This window comes from Cellvibrio japonicus Ueda107 (assembly GCF_000019225.1).
In the GTDB taxonomy this organism is placed as follows: domain Bacteria; phylum Pseudomonadota; class Gammaproteobacteria; order Pseudomonadales; family Cellvibrionaceae; genus Cellvibrio; species Cellvibrio japonicus.
Window position 1 is genome coordinate 1,773,469 of the sequence record NC_010995.1, and the last position, 21,673, is coordinate 1,795,141.

General features: G+C 54.2%; 16 protein-coding genes, 4 tRNA genes and 1 pseudogene. 10 read left to right on the forward strand and 11 right to left on the reverse strand.

The features are described from left to right. Positions 1-24 precede the first annotated feature (24 nt). Entirely contained in the window at positions 25-681 is a 657-nt protein-coding gene (locus tag CJA_RS07465) for a YceH family protein (RefSeq protein ID WP_012487159.1), read from the reverse strand. Between the two features lie 453 nt (positions 682-1,134). On the opposite strand from CJA_RS07465, the gene CJA_RS07470 reads away from it, so the two are divergent. Beyond that, positions 1,135-3,396, forward strand: a complete 2,262-nt coding sequence (locus tag CJA_RS07470) for a fatty acid cis/trans isomerase (protein ID WP_012487160.1) — start codon at positions 1,135-1,137, stop codon at positions 3,394-3,396. 8 nt (positions 3,397-3,404) lie between these two features. Here CJA_RS07470 and CJA_RS07475 read toward each other — a convergent pair whose 3' ends face one another. Continuing rightward, positions 3,405-4,223, reverse strand: coding sequence for a hypothetical protein (locus CJA_RS07475; RefSeq protein ID WP_049765516.1), 819 nt, complete (start codon positions 4,221-4,223; stop codon positions 3,405-3,407). A gap of 251 nt (positions 4,224-4,474) precedes the next feature. Here CJA_RS07475 and CJA_RS07480 point away from each other — a divergent pair. From CJA_RS07480 to CJA_RS07495, 4 genes are all read left to right on the forward strand, one after another. Continuing rightward, a tRNA-Glu gene (locus CJA_RS07480) sits at positions 4,475-4,550 on the forward strand. A 4-nt stretch (positions 4,551-4,554) separates the two neighbouring features. After that, positions 4,555-4,630, forward strand: a tRNA-Gly gene (locus CJA_RS07485). Between the two features lie 106 nt (positions 4,631-4,736). Beyond that, positions 4,737-4,812: transfer RNA gene (locus tag CJA_RS07490), tRNA-Glu, on the forward strand. 6 nt (positions 4,813-4,818) lie between these two features. Further along, positions 4,819-4,894: transfer RNA gene (locus CJA_RS07495), tRNA-Gly, on the forward strand. Between the two features lie 199 nt (positions 4,895-5,093). On the opposite strand, the gene CJA_RS07500 is transcribed toward CJA_RS07495, so the two are convergent. The 8 genes from CJA_RS07500 to CJA_RS07535 form a co-directional block, all read right to left on the reverse strand. Next, positions 5,094-6,260: a Wadjet anti-phage system protein JetD domain-containing protein gene (locus CJA_RS07500; protein ID WP_041551277.1), complete on the reverse strand. Its 1,167-nt coding sequence runs from the start codon at positions 6,258-6,260 to the stop codon at positions 5,094-5,096. Then, complete coding sequence (locus CJA_RS07505; RefSeq protein WP_041551279.1) at positions 6,247-9,669, reverse strand: SbcC/MukB-like Walker B domain-containing protein; 3,423 nt, start codon at positions 9,667-9,669, stop codon at positions 6,247-6,249. The genes CJA_RS07500 and CJA_RS07505 overlap by 14 nt, the downstream gene beginning before the upstream one ends. Next, on the reverse strand, positions 9,656-10,255 hold the full coding sequence (locus CJA_RS07510; RefSeq protein WP_012487165.1) for a DUF4194 domain-containing protein: 600 nt from the start codon (positions 10,253-10,255) through the stop codon (positions 9,656-9,658). Before CJA_RS07510 ends, CJA_RS07505 begins: the two co-directional genes overlap by 14 nt. Then, positions 10,255-11,694 (reverse strand): Wadjet anti-phage system protein JetA family protein, encoded by a 1,440-nt coding sequence (locus tag CJA_RS07515; protein WP_187422477.1) that lies wholly within the window; start codon positions 11,692-11,694, stop codon positions 10,255-10,257. Before CJA_RS07515 ends, CJA_RS07510 begins: the two co-directional genes overlap by 1 nt. A 158-nt stretch (positions 11,695-11,852) precedes the next feature. Continuing rightward, positions 11,853-13,187: a type II toxin-antitoxin system HipA family toxin gene (locus CJA_RS07520; protein WP_222862904.1), complete on the reverse strand. Its 1,335-nt coding sequence runs from the start codon at positions 13,185-13,187 to the stop codon at positions 11,853-11,855. Between the two features lie 8 nt (positions 13,188-13,195). Next, positions 13,196-13,459 (reverse strand): helix-turn-helix transcriptional regulator, encoded by a 264-nt coding sequence (locus CJA_RS07525; RefSeq protein ID WP_012487168.1) that lies wholly within the window; start codon positions 13,457-13,459, stop codon positions 13,196-13,198. 447 nt (positions 13,460-13,906) lie between these two features. Next, positions 13,907-14,986 carry an MBL fold metallo-hydrolase gene (locus tag CJA_RS07530; RefSeq protein WP_085953156.1) on the reverse strand — a complete coding sequence of 360 codons (1,080 nt, stop codon included), beginning with the start codon at positions 14,984-14,986 and terminating at the stop codon, positions 13,907-13,909. Between the two features lie 114 nt (positions 14,987-15,100). Next, complete coding sequence (locus CJA_RS07535) at positions 15,101-16,024, reverse strand: alpha/beta hydrolase (protein ID WP_012487170.1); 924 nt, start codon at positions 16,022-16,024, stop codon at positions 15,101-15,103. A 134-nt stretch (positions 16,025-16,158) separates the two neighbouring features. Between CJA_RS07535 and CJA_RS07540 the strand changes: the two genes are divergently transcribed. Then, complete coding sequence (locus tag CJA_RS07540; RefSeq protein WP_012487171.1) at positions 16,159-17,079, forward strand: LysR family transcriptional regulator; 921 nt, start codon at positions 16,159-16,161, stop codon at positions 17,077-17,079. A 160-nt stretch (positions 17,080-17,239) separates the two neighbouring features. On the opposite strand, the gene CJA_RS07545 is transcribed toward CJA_RS07540, so the two are convergent. Next, positions 17,240-19,477, reverse strand: coding sequence for a nitric-oxide reductase large subunit (locus CJA_RS07545; RefSeq protein ID WP_012487172.1), 2,238 nt, complete (start codon positions 19,475-19,477; stop codon positions 17,240-17,242). A gap of 165 nt (positions 19,478-19,642) precedes the next feature. Between CJA_RS07545 and CJA_RS20005 the strand changes: the two are divergent. From CJA_RS20005 to CJA_RS07560, 4 genes and pseudogenes are all read left to right on the forward strand, one after another. Continuing rightward, positions 19,643-19,855 (forward strand): annotated as a pseudogene (locus CJA_RS20005) (YbaN family protein); the annotation flags it as partial. A 25-nt stretch (positions 19,856-19,880) separates the two neighbouring features. After that, entirely contained in the window at positions 19,881-20,042 is a 162-nt protein-coding gene (locus CJA_RS19730) for a hypothetical protein (protein WP_238526845.1), read from the forward strand. Then, complete coding sequence (locus CJA_RS07555) at positions 20,039-21,202, forward strand: NnrS family protein (protein ID WP_012487174.1); 1,164 nt, start codon at positions 20,039-20,041, stop codon at positions 21,200-21,202. Before CJA_RS19730 ends, CJA_RS07555 begins: the two co-directional genes overlap by 4 nt. A 28-nt stretch (positions 21,203-21,230) precedes the next feature. Continuing rightward, a complete protein-coding gene (locus CJA_RS07560) occupies positions 21,231-21,668 on the forward strand; it encodes an RrF2 family transcriptional regulator (RefSeq protein WP_041551281.1) in 438 nt (145 codons plus the stop codon). Positions 21,669-21,673: the final 5 nt, after the last annotated feature.

Genomic DNA, 21,673 nt, shown 5'->3' on the forward strand with positions numbered 1-21,673 from the left:
TGAATAAACCCCGCATAGCGGGGTTTATTCTGCGCTTTTTTCCAGGAGCCGGGCCACCTGGGCCTGTAATTCAGCGAGTTGGTTTTCCAATAGGGTAACGCGTTCTTCCAGTTGGGTGCGTCCATCATCATTGCGCTCACTGCGATTGTGTGTTTGCGCTGCCAGGGCTTCCAGGTCGGGGGCGCCAGAAAGCAAGTGCATATATCGGTCTTCCCGTTGCCCTGCAAGGCGGGGGATGTGCATAAACGCCGGATGGGTTTTGACGCAGAGATGCTGTAGTTTCTCTTCAATGGCCTGAGTACTGCCAAAATCAAACATACGCTGGGTTCGTGTGAGCAGTTCACTCAGTGTTTGTGGGCCGCGCAACATCATTACGCACAGCAGGGCTTGGGCTGCCTTATCGAGGCTAACCACGCGAGTCAGGCGCTGGTCATAACGCGCTGCGCGAGCGCCCCAGTCAACTTCAACCAGTTTCCGCTCTTGTAGTTCATTGATGCAGCGCTGTACTTCGCCTGATTCATAATGGCTAACCGGTTCGCGGCTGGTTTTTTGGTTGCAGGCCAATAACAAGCTATTAAGTGTCAGTGGATAGGCATCAGGTGTTGTGAGCTGTTTTTCCATCAGGGCGCCGAGCACACGGGCTTCTATTGGTGTGAGCAGTGGATCAAGTGGAAATTCCATAAATCAGTTTCCAGAATAGTTATTGGTGTTATACAGAAAGTATCCGGTAGCTGGCTGATACAAACTGATAGTCATGATGGGCCATACCGGTAGAGCATATCAGGTAACTATTATTTCTGAATCATTTAATTCGGGTAGGGGAGGTGGGGCAGGGCACCTTATTGCTCTAAGGCGTATGGTTTTTGCGCGATATAAATAGTTTGTGTGCAGATGTGCCAATAAATATGCAATCTATTGTTGTTTTTGTGAGGTCTTGTAGTAAAGAGTGCTTATGATAAAAAGCGTTCTTTTGCTACTCTTAAACGTCTACTGTTATCCAGCGCTTGCACGGAATCTACCATGTTACCTTCCCGATCATTCTATGTCCCGCCTTTCATTCCCCCGATTTTGCTCCAACGCCTGTTCTGGGGGTTATGTATCGGATTATTGCTGCAGGGGTGTGGCCAGTTTCAAATGAGTGATCTCGACCGTCGTTATGGTCGCTCGCTCGCCCATGAGGCAAATGTTGATACAGATGGGAAGTTAACTTACTACCATCAGGTGCGGCCTTTGCTGGAGCAACGCTGCGTCGTTTGTCACGGTTGTTATGACGCCCCCTGTCAATTAAAGCTGGAGTCCTACGAAAGTTTTTTGCGCGGTGCCAGTGCAGAAAAGGTCTATAACGGTTCACGGTTGTTGGGCGCCACATTAACGCGTATGTTTGAAGATGCACAGACCACCGCCCAGTGGCGCGAAAAGGGATTTTACCCAGTGATTAACGAGCGGAAACAATCGGCTGAGAATAATCTCCAATTGGGTGTGATGGCCCAATTGCTGCAACTCAAGCAGGCTCATCCATTACCGGCCCAGCCACTACTGGGGGATGCGTTTGATTTGTCCCTGAATCGTAATCAATATTGCCCGCGCGATGATCAGATTGCGGATTACCAGCAGAAAAAGCCCTTGTGGGGCATGCCCTATGGGTTGCCGGCCCTGGCGGCGCAGGAGCACCAATTGATCATGGATTGGCTGGCTGCCGGTGCTCCAGCCGGTAAAGCCCCCCAGATTCCGGCACAGGTTCAGGCGCTGATTCAACAGTGGGAAGATTTTTTTAATGGCGATGACCTGAAGTCGCGCCTTGTCAGTCGATATTTGTATGAGCACTTGTTTCTGGCGCAGTTATATTTTGAAAATGCGCCGGATATCTATTTTCGCCTGGTGCGCTCCAGTACACCGCCTGGCCAACCCATCCAGCGCATTAGCCGTGCCCGTCCCTTTGATGATCCCGGTGTAGAGCATGTCTATTACCGACTCTGGCGTGATCCGAGTTCGGTAGTTGCTAAAACACATATGCCGTATTTACTCAATGCTTCGCGGATGGCGCAGTGGCACCAATGGTTTATTGCTCCCCAATACGAGGTGAAAGCCTTACCCAGCTATGAACCTGGGCAAGCTTCCAATCCTTTTACGTCCTTTGCCGCTATTCCAATCGAGGCGCGCTACCGGTTTTTGTTGAGCGAAGCCCAGTTCACCATTATGAATTTCATCAAGGGGCCTGTCTGCCGAGGCCAGGTTGCGCTGAATGTTATCCAGGATCATTTCTGGGTGTTTTTCCTCGATCCTAAAACCCAGAGCACGCAGTTTCAGGAACAGTTCCTCGAGAAAAATGTGAGTTCCTTGCAATTGCCGGCAGAGGAGGGTAATACCTTCAGGCCATTGACCAATTGGCTCAAGTATTCTTCTATGCAGGAAGAGTATTTACGTCAAAAGGCTACTTACATGGCTGAGGTTACCAAGACGAGCATACCGGTCACACTCGATGTTATCTGGGATGGCGATGGCAGTAATCCCAACGCTGCACTAACGATATTTCGGCACAGTGATAGTGCCAGTGTCCATAAAGGATTGTTGGGTGGCCCACCAAAAACAGCCTGGATAATTGGTTATCCCTTGCTGGAGCGTATCCATTATTTATTGGTGGCCGGATTTGATGTGTATGGCAACGTGTCCCATCAGCTGCTTACGCGCCTTTATATGGATTTCTTGCGCATGGAAGGGGAAATGACCTTTATCAGTATGTTGCCTACCGAGGTCAGACGCGATGAAATTTATTCCTGGTATATAGAACCGACCGGAGAGCAGCGCAAATTGCTTGATATTTATTTGCAGCAGGATATGCACGTTGCCATTGATTATCAAACGGGAGAGCACAAGCGCGAGTTGTATGGTTTATTGCAACAGCGTTTACAGAAGGTGCTGCCCTCCACCTCATTCTTTGACAACAAATTGAAAAGTTCAACAGTCGCCTCATTGATCCGTATGCAGCATTTGCGCAGTTCGAGTGTTCAGTGGTTGCCGGAAATAACCTTGCTGGAAATTCCAACATTAGGTGTTTACAGCCTGTTGCACAACCGCAATTTCAGTAATTTATCCTCGCTTTTTGGGGAGGAGCAGCGGCATCGTCCGCACCTGGATAGTGTCAGCTTTCTGGCCGGGGTTGCAGGGAGCTATCCAAATAGTTTCCTGCGGGTAGAAGAAACTGACCTCCCCGGGTTCGTTAGCCAATTGGAAGCAATAAGTTCAGAAGAAGATTATCGCCGCTTGCTCGATAAGTATGGTGTACGTCGCACCTCTGCAGACTTCTGGCGTTTTAGTGACCGTTTGCATGAGCGCTATCGACAACAGCAGCCCGAGGAATATGGCTTACTGGATTACAACCGTTTGGAAAATCGTTGAGCCATGAGTCAATCGTAAAGCTGTTTCTTTTTCCAGCCATCGGTTTCTTCCGCAAATCTGTCCCACTCTTTGCTGGTTGCGGGCTCACTGGTTGTGGAGATGGGGGCCGGGGTCGGCTGATGTTCTGTGGGCGTTTCCGGAGTTGCTGTCTTGGCTGTCTGGCTTTGTGCTTTTTCCTGCAATTTGGCAATCACAGAGTCCAGTTGCGCAATTTGCTTGTCAAAGCCATGGCTGCCATTTTCGTTTACCAGTAGTTTGCGAGCCAAACCATAGTGATGAATCGCCAGGCGAAGCTTGCCGATCTGTTGTGCCTGGCGAGCATTAAACAGGTGATTATCAACACCCATTTGCAACACCAGCCTTTTGATTTGGTCGGTATAGGCTTCAGTCTGGATTTTATTGATGAGTTTCAATTGGGATTGTTGCTGCACGAACTTGTAGAGTTCCTGCAGCAGGTGGCGCGCTTCACGGACTTGTTCCGGATTATCCAGGCGCACCTTGGCTTGGTTTTCGCTATTTTGCTGGGCGCTTAACTGGGAAGTATAAAAGGCGAGCTGTTCGGCGTGGCCGGGCTCCTTGGATTCCAGGCGGGTTAACTGCTCGCAGATATCAATGAGCGAACGGTAGAGCAGGTTGGTTAAATCCTGGGTCAGGAAGCCTTTGGGGAAACCATCGACCAGGTCGCGAAAACTGTTGCGACGCGCCTTTAGGGCGGTTAGCAGTCGTTGACGGCGAATTCGGCGCTTCTGGATGGAATGTGAGAGAAACAGATAACCTGCCAGCATAAGCAGCAATATCAGGGCTATGGCAAGGTAATGGACGGTCATGGCATGAAAACTGGCTGGTTTGGCGTAGGAATGTTTGAAGTATAGCACTGAAAAAATGGCATCCTAATAAACCGGTTTGCTGACTATGGAAGCCATTTGTATAAACGTCAGGCAGTGCTAAGTGCTTGTTTCTGCTCCTATAAAAAATAAATTAAAAATGTTGACACTAGGAGGTTCGATCCCTAGAATGCGCCCCACTTCTGACGCCGATGCCGACTTGAAAAGGTTTGATAGGCAGCAGATGGTCCGGGGTCCCCTTCGTCTAGTGGCCTAGGACACCGCCCTTTCACGGCGGTAACAGGGGTTCGAGTCCCCTAGGGGACGCCATTTAGCGGGAATAGCTCAGTTGGTAGAGCATAACCTTGCCAAGGTTAGGGTCGCGAGTTCGAGTCTCGTTTCCCGCTCCAGTTTTACTCAAACCGGTTTCGGTACCGATGTGAAAACTGGCATTACAATTCGTTAAGCAGCTTTAGTGAAGTCCGTTTTATCGTTGCCATAGTGCAGCTTCAAAATGTCCCCTTCGTCTAGTGGCCTAGGACACCGCCCTTTCACGGCGGTAACAGGGGTTCGAGTCCCCTAGGGGACGCCACATTTAGCGGGAATAGCTCAGTTGGTAGAGCATAACCTTGCCAAGGTTAGGGTCGCGAGTTCGAGTCTCGTTTCCCGCTCCAGATTGTGATCTACAGAGTTCCACTGAAGTCTGTAAGTCATTGAAAATAGGGGCTTTTGCCCCTTTTTTCATTTCAGCAAAAGTGACACGTAATCCAACTGGTGTTTGAGTGTACCTTCAAGGCGCTCTTCGATGCCTGGGTTGAGCATCGCCGTAAGGAATTCAAGGAAGGCCGGCAAAAACGCATGTTCTTGGGCGTCTCAAATTGGCAGGCAAATGGCGATTCCTTCTTGCTCGATCGTTCTTGGCAGAAGGTTTTGGGAGAGTGGTTCCCAGCCAGCATCGCGAGCGTGTCGTGCCATGTTGGTGCGGGTGGCTTCCGTTGCTTCGGAATACCTCACTCCATCCAATTGTTCGGCATCCATCAGCCATGGGTGAAAGGTATGCCGCCGGATACACTGCTTCCTGATGTGTGCTGCAATCCTGAACCCACCTTGATCGATATCGCCCCAGTGATAGACGGGAATCGATTCTGGCAGCGAGTCCAGAATGCTTGCGTAAGCGCGGCACCAACTGGGAGATGGCATACCTCCCGTGAAGAGAATCAGACCAGAGGCAGCATTCGTATCTTGGCTGGCCAGATGGAAAGTGGTCAGGTTCTCGATACTCAGAACCCACGCCGGTGTTCCCGCATATCCGGTGATGTGTCGGTTGGAGACGCCAATGAAGGGCCATGCGATTGGGCAGCGTTGCGATGGATGCAATTCCAGTGTGCCCGTACCGGCCACCAGAAAGGGCTGGGGTTCCTTGAGCAGGCCCAATGCACCGAACACTTCTTCCTGTTGCCTTGCCGACGAGGAGAGACGCTCGGCGGTAAGCAAATCAATGTGACGTGCAAGTGCTTCAATTCGCTTTGTATTCTGAAACAATTGACGGCTGAGAACGCGAACGATCTGGTCGTCGTCATCGGCTTGCTTCAGGGCTTCCAGTGCCCTCAGCGCGTCAGCGAAATCGCGGGCGCTATCGGTGCCGAGTCCACGCGGTGATTTCAGTTGAGCCCAAGCCTCAAGCAATTCGGCAACACGCGGATATCCGGCCAGCCAAGGATGCAGGATGGTTTGTGCTGCCTGTACCGATTCGGATAGGGTGGCAGTGCCAAGAAAGCAGGCCAGCTTGTTCATGTCCAGCAGACGAACTTTCTCCAAAGGGTGGTCTTCACCGCCTTGTTTGGCCCATTGCAACCCTACGGCACCAGCACGTTCGGCGGCAGTGAAGCAAAGGTGGCAATGCTGGCGTTCCTCATAGCTTTGTCGCCAATACGCGGAGCCAGGGTTGAAAGCTGTCTGGATGGCTCGATCCGAGCCTCGGAGCAAGGCCCGTTCGCCTCGTTTCAGCAGATCGGCCAGCACGTCGTCACTCAGAGGCATGTTCGGTTTCCGCGATCTTGCTTATGGCCTGTTCCAGCAACTCTGGATGCAGCAGGTAATTGTCGCTTTGCAGTAGCTCGCGTGCTTCGTCCAGGACCACATTCTTGGTCAGCTGGATGGTGCGCGAGCCGTAGCGGGCCATGTCGTAGTAGATGTTCAGGAATGAAGACATCTTGGCTTGATCCGTTTCCGGGCCGGCCATGACCAGTTGCAGGCCAAGCGCGTTGAGGTAGTCGGCGGTGGCGCGGACGTTCTGTGCATCCATCTTCTCGAACGCTTCGTCCAGCAGCATGATGCCGCCACCCGCGTTGCTGCCACGGCTCTTGCCATAGGCAGCGGCCAGCGCGGCACCGAAGATGACATACAGCGGTGTGCGATGCTCGCCGCCGGAGCCCGGCCCCAGGCGCTTGCTCAACAATCCGATGGACTTGTTCTGGGTAAATATTTCCACGTCGTAGCTGAAGAAGCGCCGGTGATCGTTGAGCGGGCTGGTTTCCTGCAACAGTTCGGAGCTGGCATCGCCTTCGACAAGAGCCTTGAACTCTTCCGGTACCTTACCCGAACCGCCGAAGATGTCCTCTTCGGCAGCACCATGCTCGCGTACACGTTTGAGAAAATCGTACAGCGCACGATGTTGTTCGACGGGCGTGTATTTGAAGCGGTAACGCTCGCCATTGCTGAATTCTGGTGCGTGCTTCAATACCTCGTTCAATCCGCTGATTTGTTCTTCGATGGCCTCGAAGCCTTCCAGCAGGGTTTGCGCCACGTCAGTGCGGAACACCTTGACCGCCGCGTCATAGGCTTCTTGTGATTTGGCTTCCTGCTCTGCCAGTTCCAAATCTTCCAGACGCTGCTTGTCGTTGAGGATGAACTTGTAGGCGCGCTCCCATTGGTTGTTGGTGATGTCGGTGTTCTGCAACTGGAAGTCGCGCAGGTAGAAGGTAAATTTGCTCCATGCATCGCTATCGTGGGTATTTGCCGCCTTGTCTGCATTGCTGATGGCGGTTTGCAATGTCCTCATCAGTTCATTCCAGTTTTCACCGTGGCGTTCGTCGTAACGAACACGATGACGATCTACTTCGTTGGCGTTGTACAGCGGATGCTGGCGGGTCTTGGCTTCGTCTAGCGCTGCCAGTTTTTGCTGCTCAACAAACTCGTCGATACGGCGCTGCGTGTTGTCCACTTCGTTAGCTAGGCGTGACTTGAGTTCAATCAGCTGTTTCTCTTTGTCACTTGCATCGGTCAGCTGTTTGCAGGCCGCCTCGAAGTTAACATTCAGGCTGACAAGTCGATCCGATTGGGTGGAAAGCAGAGCATTCTGCAGGTCGAGCAGTTCGCGGTTGCCTGCCGCCGCTGCCGTGAACAGTTCTTCCAGCCGTGGGTAAGTGGTTTCGGTGTCGGCAAACAAGGCCAGACGCTGCTCGACCGGGGAGATGAGATCAACCTGCGCCTTGGCGCGTTTCAGCGCGCCTTGTGCTTCATCAAGGGCTTTTTGGGCGGCATGGCGTTGTGTATCGCTATCGCTGCGGCCAATCAATAGTTCGTCGGGGGCGGACAGGCGGATGCGTTCCACGCCGCCGCCGGAACTGACCATGCCGTCGCGGGAAATCGCTTTGGTTCCGGCTTGCAGTTGTTCTGCACTGTCGGCCAAGGACAATTGGCCCAGTTCACCTTGCAGATAACGCACGGCGGCCTGATTTTCGCCCTCAACCAATTGCGCGGCGAATGTGCCGCTGCTCTTGGCGATCCATGGCCTTCCGCGTGACGGCAGAGCGAGCTTGACCTTGAAAACGCTGCGGGCTTCCTTGTGTTCCTTGTAGATGCGGATAGCATCCAATTCCCGGTTTTCGGGTACGAGCAGGGCATCGGCATGAGTGCTCAGATAGGTTTCCAATGCGGGTTGCCATTGTGGGTCGCCAATTTTCACCAAGTCGCAGATGGGAGTGGCATGAATGTCTGCGTCAGCCAACAAGCGTTGCAATGCGATTACGGCGGGTCGCAGTTGCGCCTGCCCGCGTTGGCTACGCTCCCGTGCGGTGCGTGCATCGCGCAGCTCATCTTCTGCTTTTTTGGCGCCATGTTCGGCGGCGGACAAAGCCTTGTTGACCAGGCTGCGTACACGGGCCATCCCCTGCATAGCTGATTGAATAGCCGCCGGCTCGGGAACGTGAAGGGCTTCAGCCTGCTGTTGCAGCTCGTGTAATTGTTGGATGGTGTTTTCGAAGTCGTCTTGATAGCGGGCCATCTCGGGCAGTTTTCCGGCAGAAATGGCGGTTTCCTGCGCTAGTCTCAACAGGTTGTTCAGTTCCTGGCGCGTGTTGGCGTGCTGGGTTTCCTTGTCCTTCAGGCTCTTGGATTCGCTGGCTTGCTTCAGGTATTCCGGGTCCGCATTGCGGAGTTCGAAAGTGTGGTCGCGGGCTTTTTGTGCCTGGGCCTTTTCAGTCTCGGCTCTACCCAAGTCCAGCAAAGTGGTTTCAAGTTGCTGCTTCAGTTCCTCAGCTTTATCCTGTTGTTCGTCCAATGCTTCGGCGATGCGTTCGGCTTCATAGAGCGCACGCAGCGCATCCAGATTGGCGTGGGTGGTGCGCTCGCGCTTGACCTGTTCGTATTTGTCGGCCACGGTGCCAGCACGTTCGATACGCTCGACCAAGCGACAGATCATTTCGCGCACGTCGCGGAATTGTTCCAGCCGTATGCGGAACGCTTTCACATTGGTCAGTCGCTGTTCAATCAAGTGCTGGCGCAAGGTTTCGTTGAGGTCGTCCACGTCCTTGTTGAGCTTGAGTGAGCGGGCGAAGGCCGAGCGGATGGCGCGGGTATTGGGGCGTTCGCCGGGTGAGGCCAGATGACCGACGAAGAGCTGTCGGAGGAAGTCCTCGCGGTTCTGGGTGAATACGGGTGTGGTACCCTGCATCGTACATAGATCCTTGGCGATGTGCTGGAACTTGCGCCAAGGCAGAATTGTTTCCCGCTCAGCATCGGGGTCGATGTGGTTGCAGGTGCTCAAGGCCACGCCCGGCAAGATGTAAAGACTGTTGAAGGTGTGATTCGGGTCTTCAACACTGGCGGCAAGGGATACACCTGCCGTGACAGGAATGTTCGTTTCAGGATCGCGAAAAACCAGATTGATATAGGTATTGGCCGAAGTGCGGCAGCGTTCAGTATCGCTCTGGCCATACACGCCCAGGCAGTATTCACGCAGGCTGCGGGCACGCTTCTTGCCCTCGCCGGAAGCGTTGAAGTGGGTTTTGTTGCTGTCAGCGGCCAGTAGCACGGTCTGGAAGGCATCCAGCAGCGCGGTTTTTCCGGTACCGTTGGGGCCGAGGAAGGCGGTATTTTTGCCAAGTTCCAGATCCTCCCGTTCGTACAGGAAGTATTGAACCATCCCCAGGGCTTCAAGCTGTTTCATCGGTGTCTTCCTCTCCCGGTGTATTGGCATAGGCGGCCAGTTGCAGCAGAGCCATTTCGCCCAGAACATCGACAATGCCAGGTCGAATCGCGACCTGGAGACGCTGCTCGTCATGGGTGTCTTCCAAGCGGACGATGCCGTAGCGCTTCATTGCCTGCAACTGTTCTTCAAGTACGGCCTTTGTCGGTAGCTCGCGGTTGAGCAAATCCTTGTAGGCGCGTTCGAGTTCGATCATGTCCACAAAGGCTTCGCCTGCTAGGATCTCGGTGGCGTGCATCTTGTCGTCATACAGGCGGCGCAGCACCAGTGCCAGGCGGGTGTCTGATAATCGCATCTTGTCGGCAACATACTGACTTGGTGTGGCTACCACGTAGCCCATGTGTGGGTTGTGGGTGATGGTCATGCCGAGCTGGGCGAGCAGGTTGTCGTAGTCCTTGCGGTGCTTGACGATCAATTCGTAAGCGATGCGGCTTCGTCGGTCACTGGCATACAGCACCTGCTCCATGACCAGTTGGTAGCCAGCCTTCTGGTAGTCGATTTCGGCGTAAATCTGGCTTTGAGCAGCCAGGCGTTCCCAGTGGCTCATCAGGCGTACTCGCGTTGGATATGGAATCGGGGGTGTTCGAGGTAGGCGTTGCGGGTCGTACCTTCTGGTAGAAAGTCAATGCGTACGCCCTTGAGCATTTGCAGTTGTGGATCGGAACGGCGCTGCGACGGAGGGCAGGCGCCATGCGCCGCGATCAGCAACAAGCGTTGGTAGCAACACAGATCGTTGATCGAGTCGATGGTCAGTTCATCGGAAGTGACGGCCGTGCGGTTCTCCAAGTGGCGCACGACATAATTGGCCAGCTTCACTCTATTCACCAAGCGGTTGTCGGCCATGCGCTTGCGCAATTGCTCCATGGCCAGTTCCTGCAAGGTGGGTGGACGTTTTTCCACGGTCGTAGCCATGGTCGGTTTGGCTACTGTGCGCGGCTTGGCCAGCAATTCCGGGCCAGCGTGCCGGAATCCAGAAGCAGGGAGTAGCGCCACATGGCCTTCGTCCAGTCTATCAGTGGCTTGCATAGCGGCTGCGAGTAGCTTGTCCAGTTGCTTGGGCGCGCGCATCTTGTATTCGATAAAGGAAATAGCGCGCTGGTTGGCGTCGCGGATTTCCTCGTCCAACCGTTGCAACTGCTCATCCACATCTTTCAGACGCATCAGCAGGCGAGTATCGCGCTCATACAGAAACTCGGCACGGATTCGGTCACCACCGGTTTTCTTTTCCTGATACCAGGCGATCAGTGCTTCGCGCTGCGCCTCATCGTGCTGGAACTGCAAGGTCATGGCCAGGATCTGCGAGCGGTGTTGCAAAGGATGATCCTTGGTACGCAACTCGCTGTAGTCGGCGATAAAGACCTTCTCAACGTATTCCTCGAAGAAACCCCGGACGAACTCGCGCGCCGAGGTGCGCTTCATCAGTTCATCCATCAAATCTTGGACGCGGCAGCCGGTGTTGGCGATGTGGGCCATGCATTGCTTGGCCTGCTTGGCGGCTTCTGCGTATTGGTCGCCGCTGGCCTCGCCACTGGCTACGGCACGCAGATTGAAATAAATAGAGCGCACCTTGCTGCCAAGAAATTCCGGTTCGTGACGGGCAAACTCACATAGCACGGTATAGAACTGGGCGATGACCGGGCGCACCGTAACCATTTCAGCTAGGCCTCGGCGGCGCTGGCTAAGCCAGCCGGACTCGGTCAGGTAGCGGACGATTTCATGTGCGCGAATATCGATTGGTGTTTCCAGCTCTTCTTCCCAAGGATCGCTGGCAGCTAACAGAGTTTCGATCTTGCGTACGACAACTGACTTGAGTGTTTCTTCACCAGGGGAGCGGCCACCATCGCCCCACATCTCGTCGATCAGGCGGCACAGCACAATCCAGTAGCGACGAGCGTTACTGGCGGCCAGCGGGCGGAACAGCTCCGGTGGTAGCCGCTCGAACAACGGTGGAATGTCGTCTGGTTCCAGAGGATTGGATGAACTCATTACCCTTGGTGATTTCCTGATATCGTATCCTGAATAATTAAGTATCACGGAGTAAGACAAACCGCAATGCTCCTCTAATCCTGCCATCCGATCGATCATCAGCACGGTTTTTCAACGAGTTGTCGAACTTTGTTGTGGGTGGCGTCGTGAGGCCCCCCCTACCGCTTACGCGGCTTCCCCAACAACTCGGACCGCCCAATCATTTTACGCCCACTCTCCGTTCTCTCGGGCTCCGAAAATCCCACTTGGGCAATCGCCTCATGCAGTCCTCTGAAAACAACCAAACCCTTCGGGCTTCGCAACGAGGTCATGCCATCATTCCAGGCATACACCATATGTTTGGCAAGGGTATGCCAACGTGGCTCATTCCTGGCTGCTTCGATCACTTCTTGCCCAACTTCCACTGCAGACTCGCATAAACGCTCTACCATCTCTGCATATTGCTTCGGCGTAATGCCTAACCTGGCCTTGAAGAATCGTTCCAAGGTTTTTCCTACCGCCCAGGTTTGCCGCCCATCCACAGACAACCCGGGTGGATTGGCTGCATAACGTGGATACGCCTGTGTGGTGACGATGTCATAAGCCGGTGTATAAGCCACATTTTTCAAGCCGGTGTAATACAGAGCGATGTTCTTTGCATGGCAATCGGCATTGCGAACGACATAATTGGTCAGCAAATGCCAGCCGAACTGCTCCAGTTGTGTCCGAATGGCCGTAGCAGGCACATATACTCGGGTGGCATTCAGCACACGCTCGGTTGTCGTTGCATATTTTTCGTGTGGTGGCAGCCCCAGCAAGCCGCAGGCATCCTCGACTCCATGCGTGACGATACCCTGCACATCCACATCGAATCGGTCCACGACCAGGATACACCCATCCTCTGACATCCGTGTCCTGGCTACTGGTACGATATTCAGGCGCTCTAGTACCCGCATGGTATGGAACTCGTTGAACCCGAGATAAGGCGTACTGTCATCCGAGCCTTTGATGATATAGCGGCTAGTACGCAATGTGGGTTTGCCCACAACATGTGCAGACGCGTCCGCATTCTCTTCTGGCGCAATGAACTTGGGTACCATACCGGAGATGGATACACGGGCATACCGGCGTACCAGGCTGGCGAAATGCGCCGTGGTGTTCTTGGCTTTGAGCAAGGACTCGATCTGCAGAGGCTCCATGTCACCCCCAGGTACCCCGCCTTCAGGCGTGACAGTGACACGTCCAATCCCCATCCCGCCCACCACCGCCAGCAGTGAAAGATCTGTGCCATCGAGCAGCGGCCCGAATTCTTCGCGAATGATGCTCAGCAGATAGCCTTCGGGTAGGTTCTGGCGAAAGAAAGGATGCAGGTCGCGTGGCCAGCGCCAGGGCTCCTCACGCACCGGCATCGTCAGGCTGACGAAATCAGTGGGAGCGGTATCTGGCAGATAGCTCAGGACATACTCGTCGCGCTCCCGATAGAGTTTGGCGACTGTTCGTCCGCACACGTGCACATCGAGTTTCATGGACCGTCCCCCCGCCGTTGCTCGGCCAGAATATCCTCGACGGTCCGCACGTACCCTTGTTTGACAGGCTTGAGGTCGTAGCCTGCGGTTTCCAGCAATCGTAGCAATACGGAAACGCTCATATCGCCTTTGGCAAGTGTCTCCATTCTGGCAACGGTCGTGCGGGAGACTCCGGCACGTTGGGCCAGGGCTTCCTGGCTCAGGCCAGCTTCTCTACGCACACTACGTAACAAGTCTGCAACATCAGCTAATGTTGTCACTGTGTCTCCTGGGCATCAAAAATTGGCATTAACAACCAAAATGTATCTCATGGGATGCATCAATACAAGGACTGTTTCTGAAAGGACTTATTTCAACATGAGAGAGCATACAAAAGAGATTTTTGCGGCTTATAGGCATCTAACTGATCAACTCTAGCTGATTTTGATGCTCAGGAGATACAGTGCACACAGCCAACAGCAGTCATTTGGATTAGGGTCAAAATCGAGGCTAAACTCTTCGAATAGAAAACAATAATCTGTTCAATATCAGCACGATACAGGCTCGATGCAAGTCTCGTTTCCCGCTCCAGATTGTGATCTACAGATTTTTACACAATTCTGTAAGTCGTTGAAAAAAGGGGCTTTTGCCCCTTTTTTCATTTCAGTCCTTCCAATGTATTTTCAGTAAAGACATATTTTCCCCGTGTTAGGTGATTGCGGGCTTGTTTACTGGCGCCACCAGCGGCTGCCTTCCTGCGGCATATTCATATCCACGCGCTCACCCATCATCGGGGTGCTGACCTGCATACCATGTTCAGTGGCAAAACGCAGCACTTGATCGAAGGGATCGTCCCAGGTGTGCAACGCCAGGTCGAAGGTGCCGTTGTGGATCGGCAGCAGCCAGCGGCCGCGCAAATCCCGGTGTGCCTGCACGGTTTCCTGCGGCAGCAGGTGAACATAGGGCCACTGTTTGTCGTAGGCGCCGGTTTCTATCAGCGTCAGATCAAAGGGGCCGAAGCGCTCACCAATCTTGGCAAAGCCGTCGAAGTAGCCGGTATCGCCGCTGAAGAACAGGCGAAAGTCGTCGTCCCCGTTCTTATCCTGAATCACCCACGACGCCCACAGGGTGCGGTTGCCGTCGGTGAAGCTGCGCCCGGAAAAGTGTTGGGCAGGTGTGACTGTCAGGTGAAGGCCGTCCACTTCTGTGCCTTGCCACCAGTCGAACTGCTGGATTTTGCTGCGCGCCACGCCCCAATCGGCCAGGCGGTCGCCCACGCCCAGTGGCGTCAGGAATACACCTACTTTGCTATCCAATGCCTTGATGGTGGCTTGATCGAGGTGGTCGAAATGGTCGTGGGAGAGAATCACCGCGCGAATCGGCGGCAGCTCATCAATACTGATCGGCGGGGCATGAAAACGTTTCGGCCCAAAAAACTGCATCGGTGAGGCGCGTTCGGAAAATACCGAGTCGGTTAACCACCATTGGCCGCGCAGTTTCATCAGTACGGTGGAATGGCCCAGGCGGTAAAGGCTGCGGTCGGGCGCAGCGTCCAGTTCGGTGCGGGTCAAGTGCCGGATGGGGGCAGGCGATGTGGGTATAGTCCCTGCGGGCTTGTTGAAGAATACCTCCCACCACACGCGCAGCGTGGATTCCGGCAGATCACCCGGCCCCGGCGCGCGAAGGTTATGGAAACGTCCTTCGCGTGATTGCGGTGATGCGGAGTAATCGTTGATAGGGTTGCGAAACATAGCCGTGACGCTCCAGGCGATAAAAGTAATAAGTGTGATGAAAAGCAGCCAGCGCATGGTTCGACCCGTTGAGTAATCGCGACAATTCATAACGAAAAAATCCAGGATTGTTCCGTCTCTCAGTGCAAGACCGGGCAGCCCGGCCAAGCTGCCCGGTGTGCGCTCAGGGTGTTAAGCGTCCAGGTGTTTCCTGTAGAAGGGCACCAGTTTTTCCAGCGCCTTGCCGGTGGCTTCAGGCTGGTCGTACAAGTCGTAGTGGGTAGCACCTTCGACGATGAACAGGTCTTTCTCGCTCCTCACGCGCGCGTAGAGTTCCTGCCCATCCTTCAACGAACCGAACGCACCGGGTACGGAGCCTGCGATGATCTGGATCGGCTGGGTCAGCAAGTCTTCCACCAGATGAAAGGCATCGAAGGCAATGATGCTGCCGACACTGGTAAAGCGCAGCTTGTTGGGCGCGCAGGCGTTCTGACCGCGCGGCGTGCGGTAGTATTCCACCGCCTGAAAAACATCGACATTGTCTTTTGTAATACCCACTGCGTCGCGCTCCTCCGGTGAGTTGGGAATCCAGTTGTTGATCAGCGGTTCCGCGCCACGTGCCTCGGCGGTGCGCTGTTTGCCGATGGCTTCCAGCACCGCTATCGGATCGCCTTCACGGTTCAGACGGCCGATATTGGCACCGACTACCGAACCCACGGCCTTAATGCGCTTTTCGGTCATAGCGGCATTCACTGCATAACCACCGCCCGCACAGACGCCCAGCACACCAATCTTTTCTTCATCGATGTAGGGCAGCGTTACCAGATAGTCCACGGCGCAGCGCACGTCTTCAACACGGGTGGCCGGGTCTTCGATGTAGCGCGGTTCACCGCCGCTTTCGCCCTGGAACGAGGCATCAAAGGCGATGGTCACGAAACCCTGGTCGGCCAGTTTGGCGGCGTACAGGCCCGCCGTCTGGCCTTTGCAACTACTGCCGGGGTGCACACAGACGATGGCCGCGTACTTTTTGTTGGTATCGAAGTTGTCGGGCAGATACAGCTCGGCGGCTACATCCCAGGTACAGTTCTTGAAGGTGACGGATTGAATCTGGTTCATAGGATTCTCCTGCTGATGTGTTGACTTCTACAGTCCAGGCATCGGTATGACGCCTCGATGCAAGCAGTTTACGCATTGGCAAACTCATTGATAATCCGCTAAAGTCTGAATGCATTTATTAGCTGGACTAATCAATGAATGGTCATCAACTCAAGGATCTGTCGGCATTTCTGATGGTGGCGGAAGAAGCCAGCTTTACCCGCGCCGCGGCCAAGCTTGGTGTCTCGCAGTCGGCCCTGAGCCAGACCATTCGCGGTTTGGAAGAAAGATTAGGCTTGCGCCTGTTTGCGCGCACCACGCGCAGCGTCTCACTGACCCCGGCGGGCGAACGGCTGCTGGAATTGATCGGCCCGGCCATGGGGCAGATTGATATGGGTCTGGAAGAGATCACCGAACTGCGCGACAAGCCCGCCGGGACAATCCGTATCAATGCCGATGAATACGCCGTACACAGTGTGTTGCAGCCGGCCGTTACCCGCTTCCTGCCCGAGTATCCCGATATCCATATCGAACTGGCTATTGATTACGGGCTGACCGATATCGTCAGTGGCCGGTACGACGCCGGTGTGCGCCGTGGTGGGTTGGTGGCAAAGGATATGATCGCTGTACAGATCAGCCCCCCGCACCCGATGGCGGTGGTTGGTTCGCCGGCTTATTTTGCCCGACGGTCAACACCCAAAACCCTGCACGACCTGACAGAACATACCTGTATCAACCTGCGCTTGCCGACACACGGTGAGCATTTCCCCTGGGTGTTTGAGAAGGCGGGCAAGGAGCAGCGTGTGAAAGTGGAAGGGTCGCTGGTCACTAACAGCATCGCCTCCATCCGCGACGCTGCGTTGGGCGGGCTTGGCTTGGCCTATCTGCCGCAGGCTTATGTCCGCGACCACCTGGCCGCAGGGCAGGTGATTGAAGTGCTGGCAAGTTGGCGCAAAACCTTTGAGCCATACCACCTTTATTACCCGAACCGTCGCCATCCATCGCCGGCCTTTTCATTGTTTGTTGAGGCGTTGCGTTATAACGGAAAGCCAGGTTTCTGCGTAATACCTGATTGAAATAGTGCCAGGGTAATCATGATGGTTGTTCCTGGTGTGCTAATAGACCTGCAGGCACCTCCTCACCAAATTGCCGCGCTCCATGAGATCCATCAACTCATCGTTGAACATGATCTCCCGGAGGCGGAATTGGAGGTGTTAAGGCTTTTTGGTATTACCGTTACGCGCGCTGACCAAACACGCCTTTCACCACTTGCCAGGCAACAGCCAGTGCGCCAACGATAAACACCACATCACCGAAGGTGCGAATCCAGCGCAGGGTTTCCAGTAAGTCCTGCTGCATAAATTCTTCACTGCGTGCATACCATAATCCTTCAGCGACACTGGCGTGCAATTGGATAAGGCCAATAGGTAAAAGGCTGGTGGCAATCATCAATACCAGTCCGGCATTGAGCCACCAGAAGCCGGTTTTCATCAGTCGCTCATCAAATACCAGCGTGGGGCGAATATAGCGCAACACCAACAAGGTAAAGCCTAGGGCGAGGAAACCATATACACCAAATAAGGCAGCGTGGGCGTGTACCGGCGTGGTATTTAAGCCTTGCACGTAATACAGCGAAATGGGTGGATTGATCATAAAGCCGAAGACACCGGCGCCGAGCATATTCCAGAACGCCACAGCGACAAAAAAAAGCAGCGGCCATTTGATGTTGTTCATCCAGGCTGCGCGTTGTTTGAGTCGCCAGTTTTCCCAGGCTTCATAGCCCAATACCACCAGCGGCACCACTTCCAAGGCACTGAAGGTCGCACCGACTGCCATAACCGGTGTGGTGGTACCAGAGAAATACAAGTGGTGGAAGGTGCCGGGAATCCCGCCCAACATAAACAGTGATGCCGAGGCCAGGCTGGCTGCGGTCGCATGGGTACGCGATACCAGGCCCATGTTGTAAAAAATAAATGCCAGGGCCGTGGTAGCAAAGACTTCGAAGAAACCTTCCACCCACAAATGAACAACCCACCAGCGCCAGTATTCCATTACCGATAACACTGTACGTTCACCGTAGAAGAATCCTGCGCCGTAAAACAAACCGATAGCGACCACCGATGCGGTGAGCAGGGCGAGCAGGTTTTTATCGCCGGGTTGACGCAAGGCCGATGCAATACCGCGCAGCATCAATACCAGCCAAAGCACAATGCCGGTGAATTTGCCGATCTGCCACACGCGGCCTAAATCGACATATTCGTAACCCTGGTGACCCAGCCAGAAATTCCACTCGGCGGGCATGATGTGGGCGATAGCCAGGTAATTACCTATAAACGATCCGACGACTACAGCGACCAATGCCCAGAACAGGATATCGACTCCCAGTTTCTGGAAGCGCGGATCTTTGCCGCCGTTGATAATCGGCGCTAAAAATAAACCCGCTGCCAGGAAGCCGGTGGCAATCCAGAACAGGGCCGATTGGATATGCCAGGTACGGGTCAGTGAATAGGGAAAATATTGCGATACATCAATTCCGTAAAACTGCTGCCCCTCAATGGTGTAGTGCGCGGTAAAACCACCGAGCAGTACCTGGAAGCTAAAGAGTGCCACCACTAAAAACAGGTATTTGCCCAGAGCTTTTTGTGAGGGTGTCAGGGCAAAGCTGGTGATAGGATCAGTCGCTGGTACCGGGGGTACGTCCTCTTCCTTGCGCAGGAATGCCCAGGCCCAGATCAATCCGCCCACACCGGCAATCAGGAGCACAATACTGATAATTGACCAGAGGATATTTTCTGCCGAAGGGCGGTTATCAATCAGCGGTTCGTGCGGCCAGTTGTTGGTGTAGGTCACGTCGGCACCTGGGCGCTCAGTCGCGGCTGCCCAGGCGGTCCAGAAGAAAAATTCAGCCAGGCGCGCGCGCCGTTCGGGCGAGGGCAGGGTGTTCTCCTTCATTGCATAGCTTTCGCGGGTGCCCTGCAATTCAGGTGCATCGCTGAACAGGCGGCTGTAGTAATCCGCCGTGTGTGCAATTGCCTGGGCGCGGCGCTCGCTCACCAGCAATTGTTGGGTGTCAGGGTTATAGGTGTTGGTGCGATACGCCTGTTTCAACGCAAATTGCAGTTGATGTTGTTGCGCCGCTGATAGCTCTGCATAAGGCTGTTGGTATTCATCCCGGGCAGCCAGTTCCAGCCATTGCTGTAATTCGCGATGAAGCCAGTCGGCGGTCCAGTCCGGTGCCTGGTAAGCACCGTGTCCCCAAATAGAGCCCAATTGCATGCCACCTACCGATTGCCAGGCAGTCTGGCCATCGAGGATGGAATCGTTGGTCATCAGGCGTTTGCCCGTATCGGTAATTACCTCGGCAGGAATCGGCGGAGCCTGGCGATAAACCTCTCGGCCGAAATAGCCGAGCAGGGAAAAGGTGACGATCAGGATGGCTATCAATAGCCACCAGAGTTTGCGGTACTCGGACATAACAACGGCTCCCGGTTGGTGGTTGGCATCTATCTTTTTAAAGAAGTATTCTATGTGCATCTTTAAAAGATGCAAAATAAATGAATCTTTAATCTGATCTGGATCAAAGGTGATGCGATGACCGTCGGGAAGCCCTTATCAATTCGGCGCTGGGGTTATATAAGCATGGCAGGTGTGGCCCTGGCGCTTGGTGTATTGGGCTTATTTTTGCCACTGTTGCCCACCACACCGTTTTTAGTAGTGGCGGCTTGGGCGGCATCCAAAGGGTCGCGGCGCCTGCACTTCTGGTTATGGCGCCACCCCAGGTTGGGCCCGTTGCTATGGGCCTGGCATAGGCAGGGGGCGATCCCCCGGCAGGCCAAATGGATAGCCCTTGTCGTGTTGGGAATCAGTTGGGCCTGGCTTGTTCCTGCTTCGCCTTGGCGTGTGGCCGTTGCTGGCAAGTGCTTGCCTGTTCTCGGGATTATTGTTGTTCCTGTTTACCCGGCCTGAACCCAATGATCCGGGATTACCTCAAAAACGCGCTGTACGCGCCAAGGAGACTGCCGTGGAGAAAAACCTGTGACTACCACCTTGCTTGCTTATCCTTTCCGCCTGTTTTTCCTGCTGGTCGGGCTCTATGGCGTTGCCATTGTGTTGGCCTGGACGGGATTTTTATTTGGCGGATTAGCCTTACCGGTAGGTTGGTCGCCCTTGCACTGGCACAGCCATGAAATGCTGTTCGGGTTTACCTCGGCGGCAGTTGCCGGGTTTATCCTTACTGCGGTGTGCAATTGGACAGGAGCACCGCCGTTGCAAGGTGGCAAACTACTGCTGCTGGGATTGGTGTGGTCGCTTGGCCGTGTGGCCATGTGGTCAGCGGGGTATTTACCCCTCTGGTTGGTTGCGCTGCTGGATATGCTGTTTTTACCGGCATTGGGTGTGATATTGCTGCGCATACTATTGGCCTATGGCAACAAGCGCAACCTGCTGTTGGGCGGAATGATCCTCGCTTTATCGGCAGCCAATCTCTTAATGCACATCGGATTTATCACCGGCAAGCAGGGGTGGCTGGTACAAGGCGAAACCCTGGCCATGAACCTCATCACCCTGATTATGCTGGTGATAGGTGGACGTATTATCCCCATGTTCAGTGCTAACTGGTGGCGTAACCAGGGGATCAATGTGCAGCCAAGGGTAATCCCTGCTTTGGATAAAGCCTGTTTATTGATAACTGCCTTGCTGATTCCAGCTGCTTTTGCAGGCTTGCCCTGGCTGACAGGTGGTATTGCGCTGGCTGCCGCCGTGTTGAATGCCTGGCGCTGGTTAGGGTGGCGGGGGTGGCGAACCTGGTCTGAACCCTTGCTGTGGGTACTGCATATAGGTTATGGCTGGCTGGTTATCGCACTGTTATTGAAAGGTTTGGCTGCCTTTGCCTTAGTCGGTGCATCGGCTTGGCAGCACGCATTAGGTGCAGGCGCTATGGGGACATTGATCTTGGGCGTGATGACCCGCGTCGCCCTGGGGCATACCGGACGCCCTTTGCAGTTGCCGCCCCTGGCCTGGCTAATTTATGTCGGCATCTGTGTTGCAGCTGTGTGTCGGATGGCGGCAGCATTAGGGTGGACTGACTATCGCCTGGGTGTCATGTTCGCCGCTGCGGGATGGTGTTTTGCTTTTAGCTTGTTTACCGTGATTTACTGGCCCATCCTCAGCCGTCCGCGCCTGGATGGCCGCCCCGGTTGAACCGTGTTATTTGTTATCGAGAGAATTCATGCGCATTACCCGCTATACCGATTATTCACTGCGTGTGCTGATTTATGTCGCGCTGAAAGGTGAGGCGATTTCCACCATCCGTGAAATCGCCGACAGCTATGGCATTTCCAAAAACCACTTAATGAAAGTGGTGCAGGAGTTGAATAACAAAGGTTACTTGCAAGCAGTGCGCGGAAAGCATGGCGGGTTGCGTTTGAATGGTCGGCCGGAAGATATCAACATTGGTCGGTTAGTGCGTCATACCGAGGAAGATTTTGCCCTGGTGGAATGTTTTAGCGGTGGCGAATGCAGCCTTACGCCCGCCTGTCGGCTCAAGGGCGTATTGGTTAAAGCGCTGGAGGCATTTTTCCAGGTATTGGATGGTTATACCTTGGCTGACTTATTACCTTTGTCATCCCGGCGTGAGTTGGTTCGTTTGCTGAGTATCGCTGTATAAACCTT

Excerpts from the sequence above, each read along its gene's own strand:
- CJA_RS07530 (WP_085953156.1), bottom strand. The coding sequence starts at position 14,986 with ATGCGCTGGCTGCTTTTCATCACACTTATTACTTTTATCGCCTGGAGC.
- CJA_RS07465 (WP_012487159.1), bottom strand. The coding sequence starts at position 681 with ATGGAATTTCCACTTGATCCACTGCTCACACCAATAGAAGCCCGTGTG.
- CJA_RS07515 (WP_187422477.1), bottom strand. The coding sequence starts at position 11,694 with ATGAGTTCATCCAATCCTCTGGAACCAGACGACATTCCACCGTTGTTC.
- CJA_RS07535 (WP_012487170.1), bottom strand. The coding sequence starts at position 16,024 with ATGAACCAGATTCAATCCGTCACCTTCAAGAACTGTACCTGGGATGTA.
- CJA_RS07545 (WP_012487172.1), bottom strand. The coding sequence starts at position 19,477 with ATGTCCGAGTACCGCAAACTCTGGTGGCTATTGATAGCCATCCTGATC.
- CJA_RS07475 (WP_049765516.1), bottom strand. The coding sequence starts at position 4,223 with ATGACCGTCCATTACCTTGCCATAGCCCTGATATTGCTGCTTATGCTG.
- CJA_RS07470 (WP_012487160.1), top strand. The coding sequence starts at position 1,135 with ATGAGTGATCTCGACCGTCGTTATGGTCGCTCGCTCGCCCATGAGGCA.
- CJA_RS07505 (WP_041551279.1), bottom strand. The coding sequence starts at position 9,669 with ATGAAACAGCTTGAAGCCCTGGGGATGGTTCAATACTTCCTGTACGAA.
- CJA_RS07560 (WP_041551281.1), top strand. The coding sequence starts at position 21,231 with ATGCGCATTACCCGCTATACCGATTATTCACTGCGTGTGCTGATTTAT.
- CJA_RS07540 (WP_012487171.1), top strand. The coding sequence starts at position 16,159 with ATGAATGGTCATCAACTCAAGGATCTGTCGGCATTTCTGATGGTGGCG.
- CJA_RS07510 (WP_012487165.1), bottom strand. The coding sequence starts at position 10,255 with ATGAGCCACTGGGAACGCCTGGCTGCTCAAAGCCAGATTTACGCCGAA.
- CJA_RS07500 (WP_041551277.1), bottom strand. The coding sequence starts at position 6,260 with ATGCCTCTGAGTGACGACGTGCTGGCCGATCTGCTGAAACGAGGCGAA.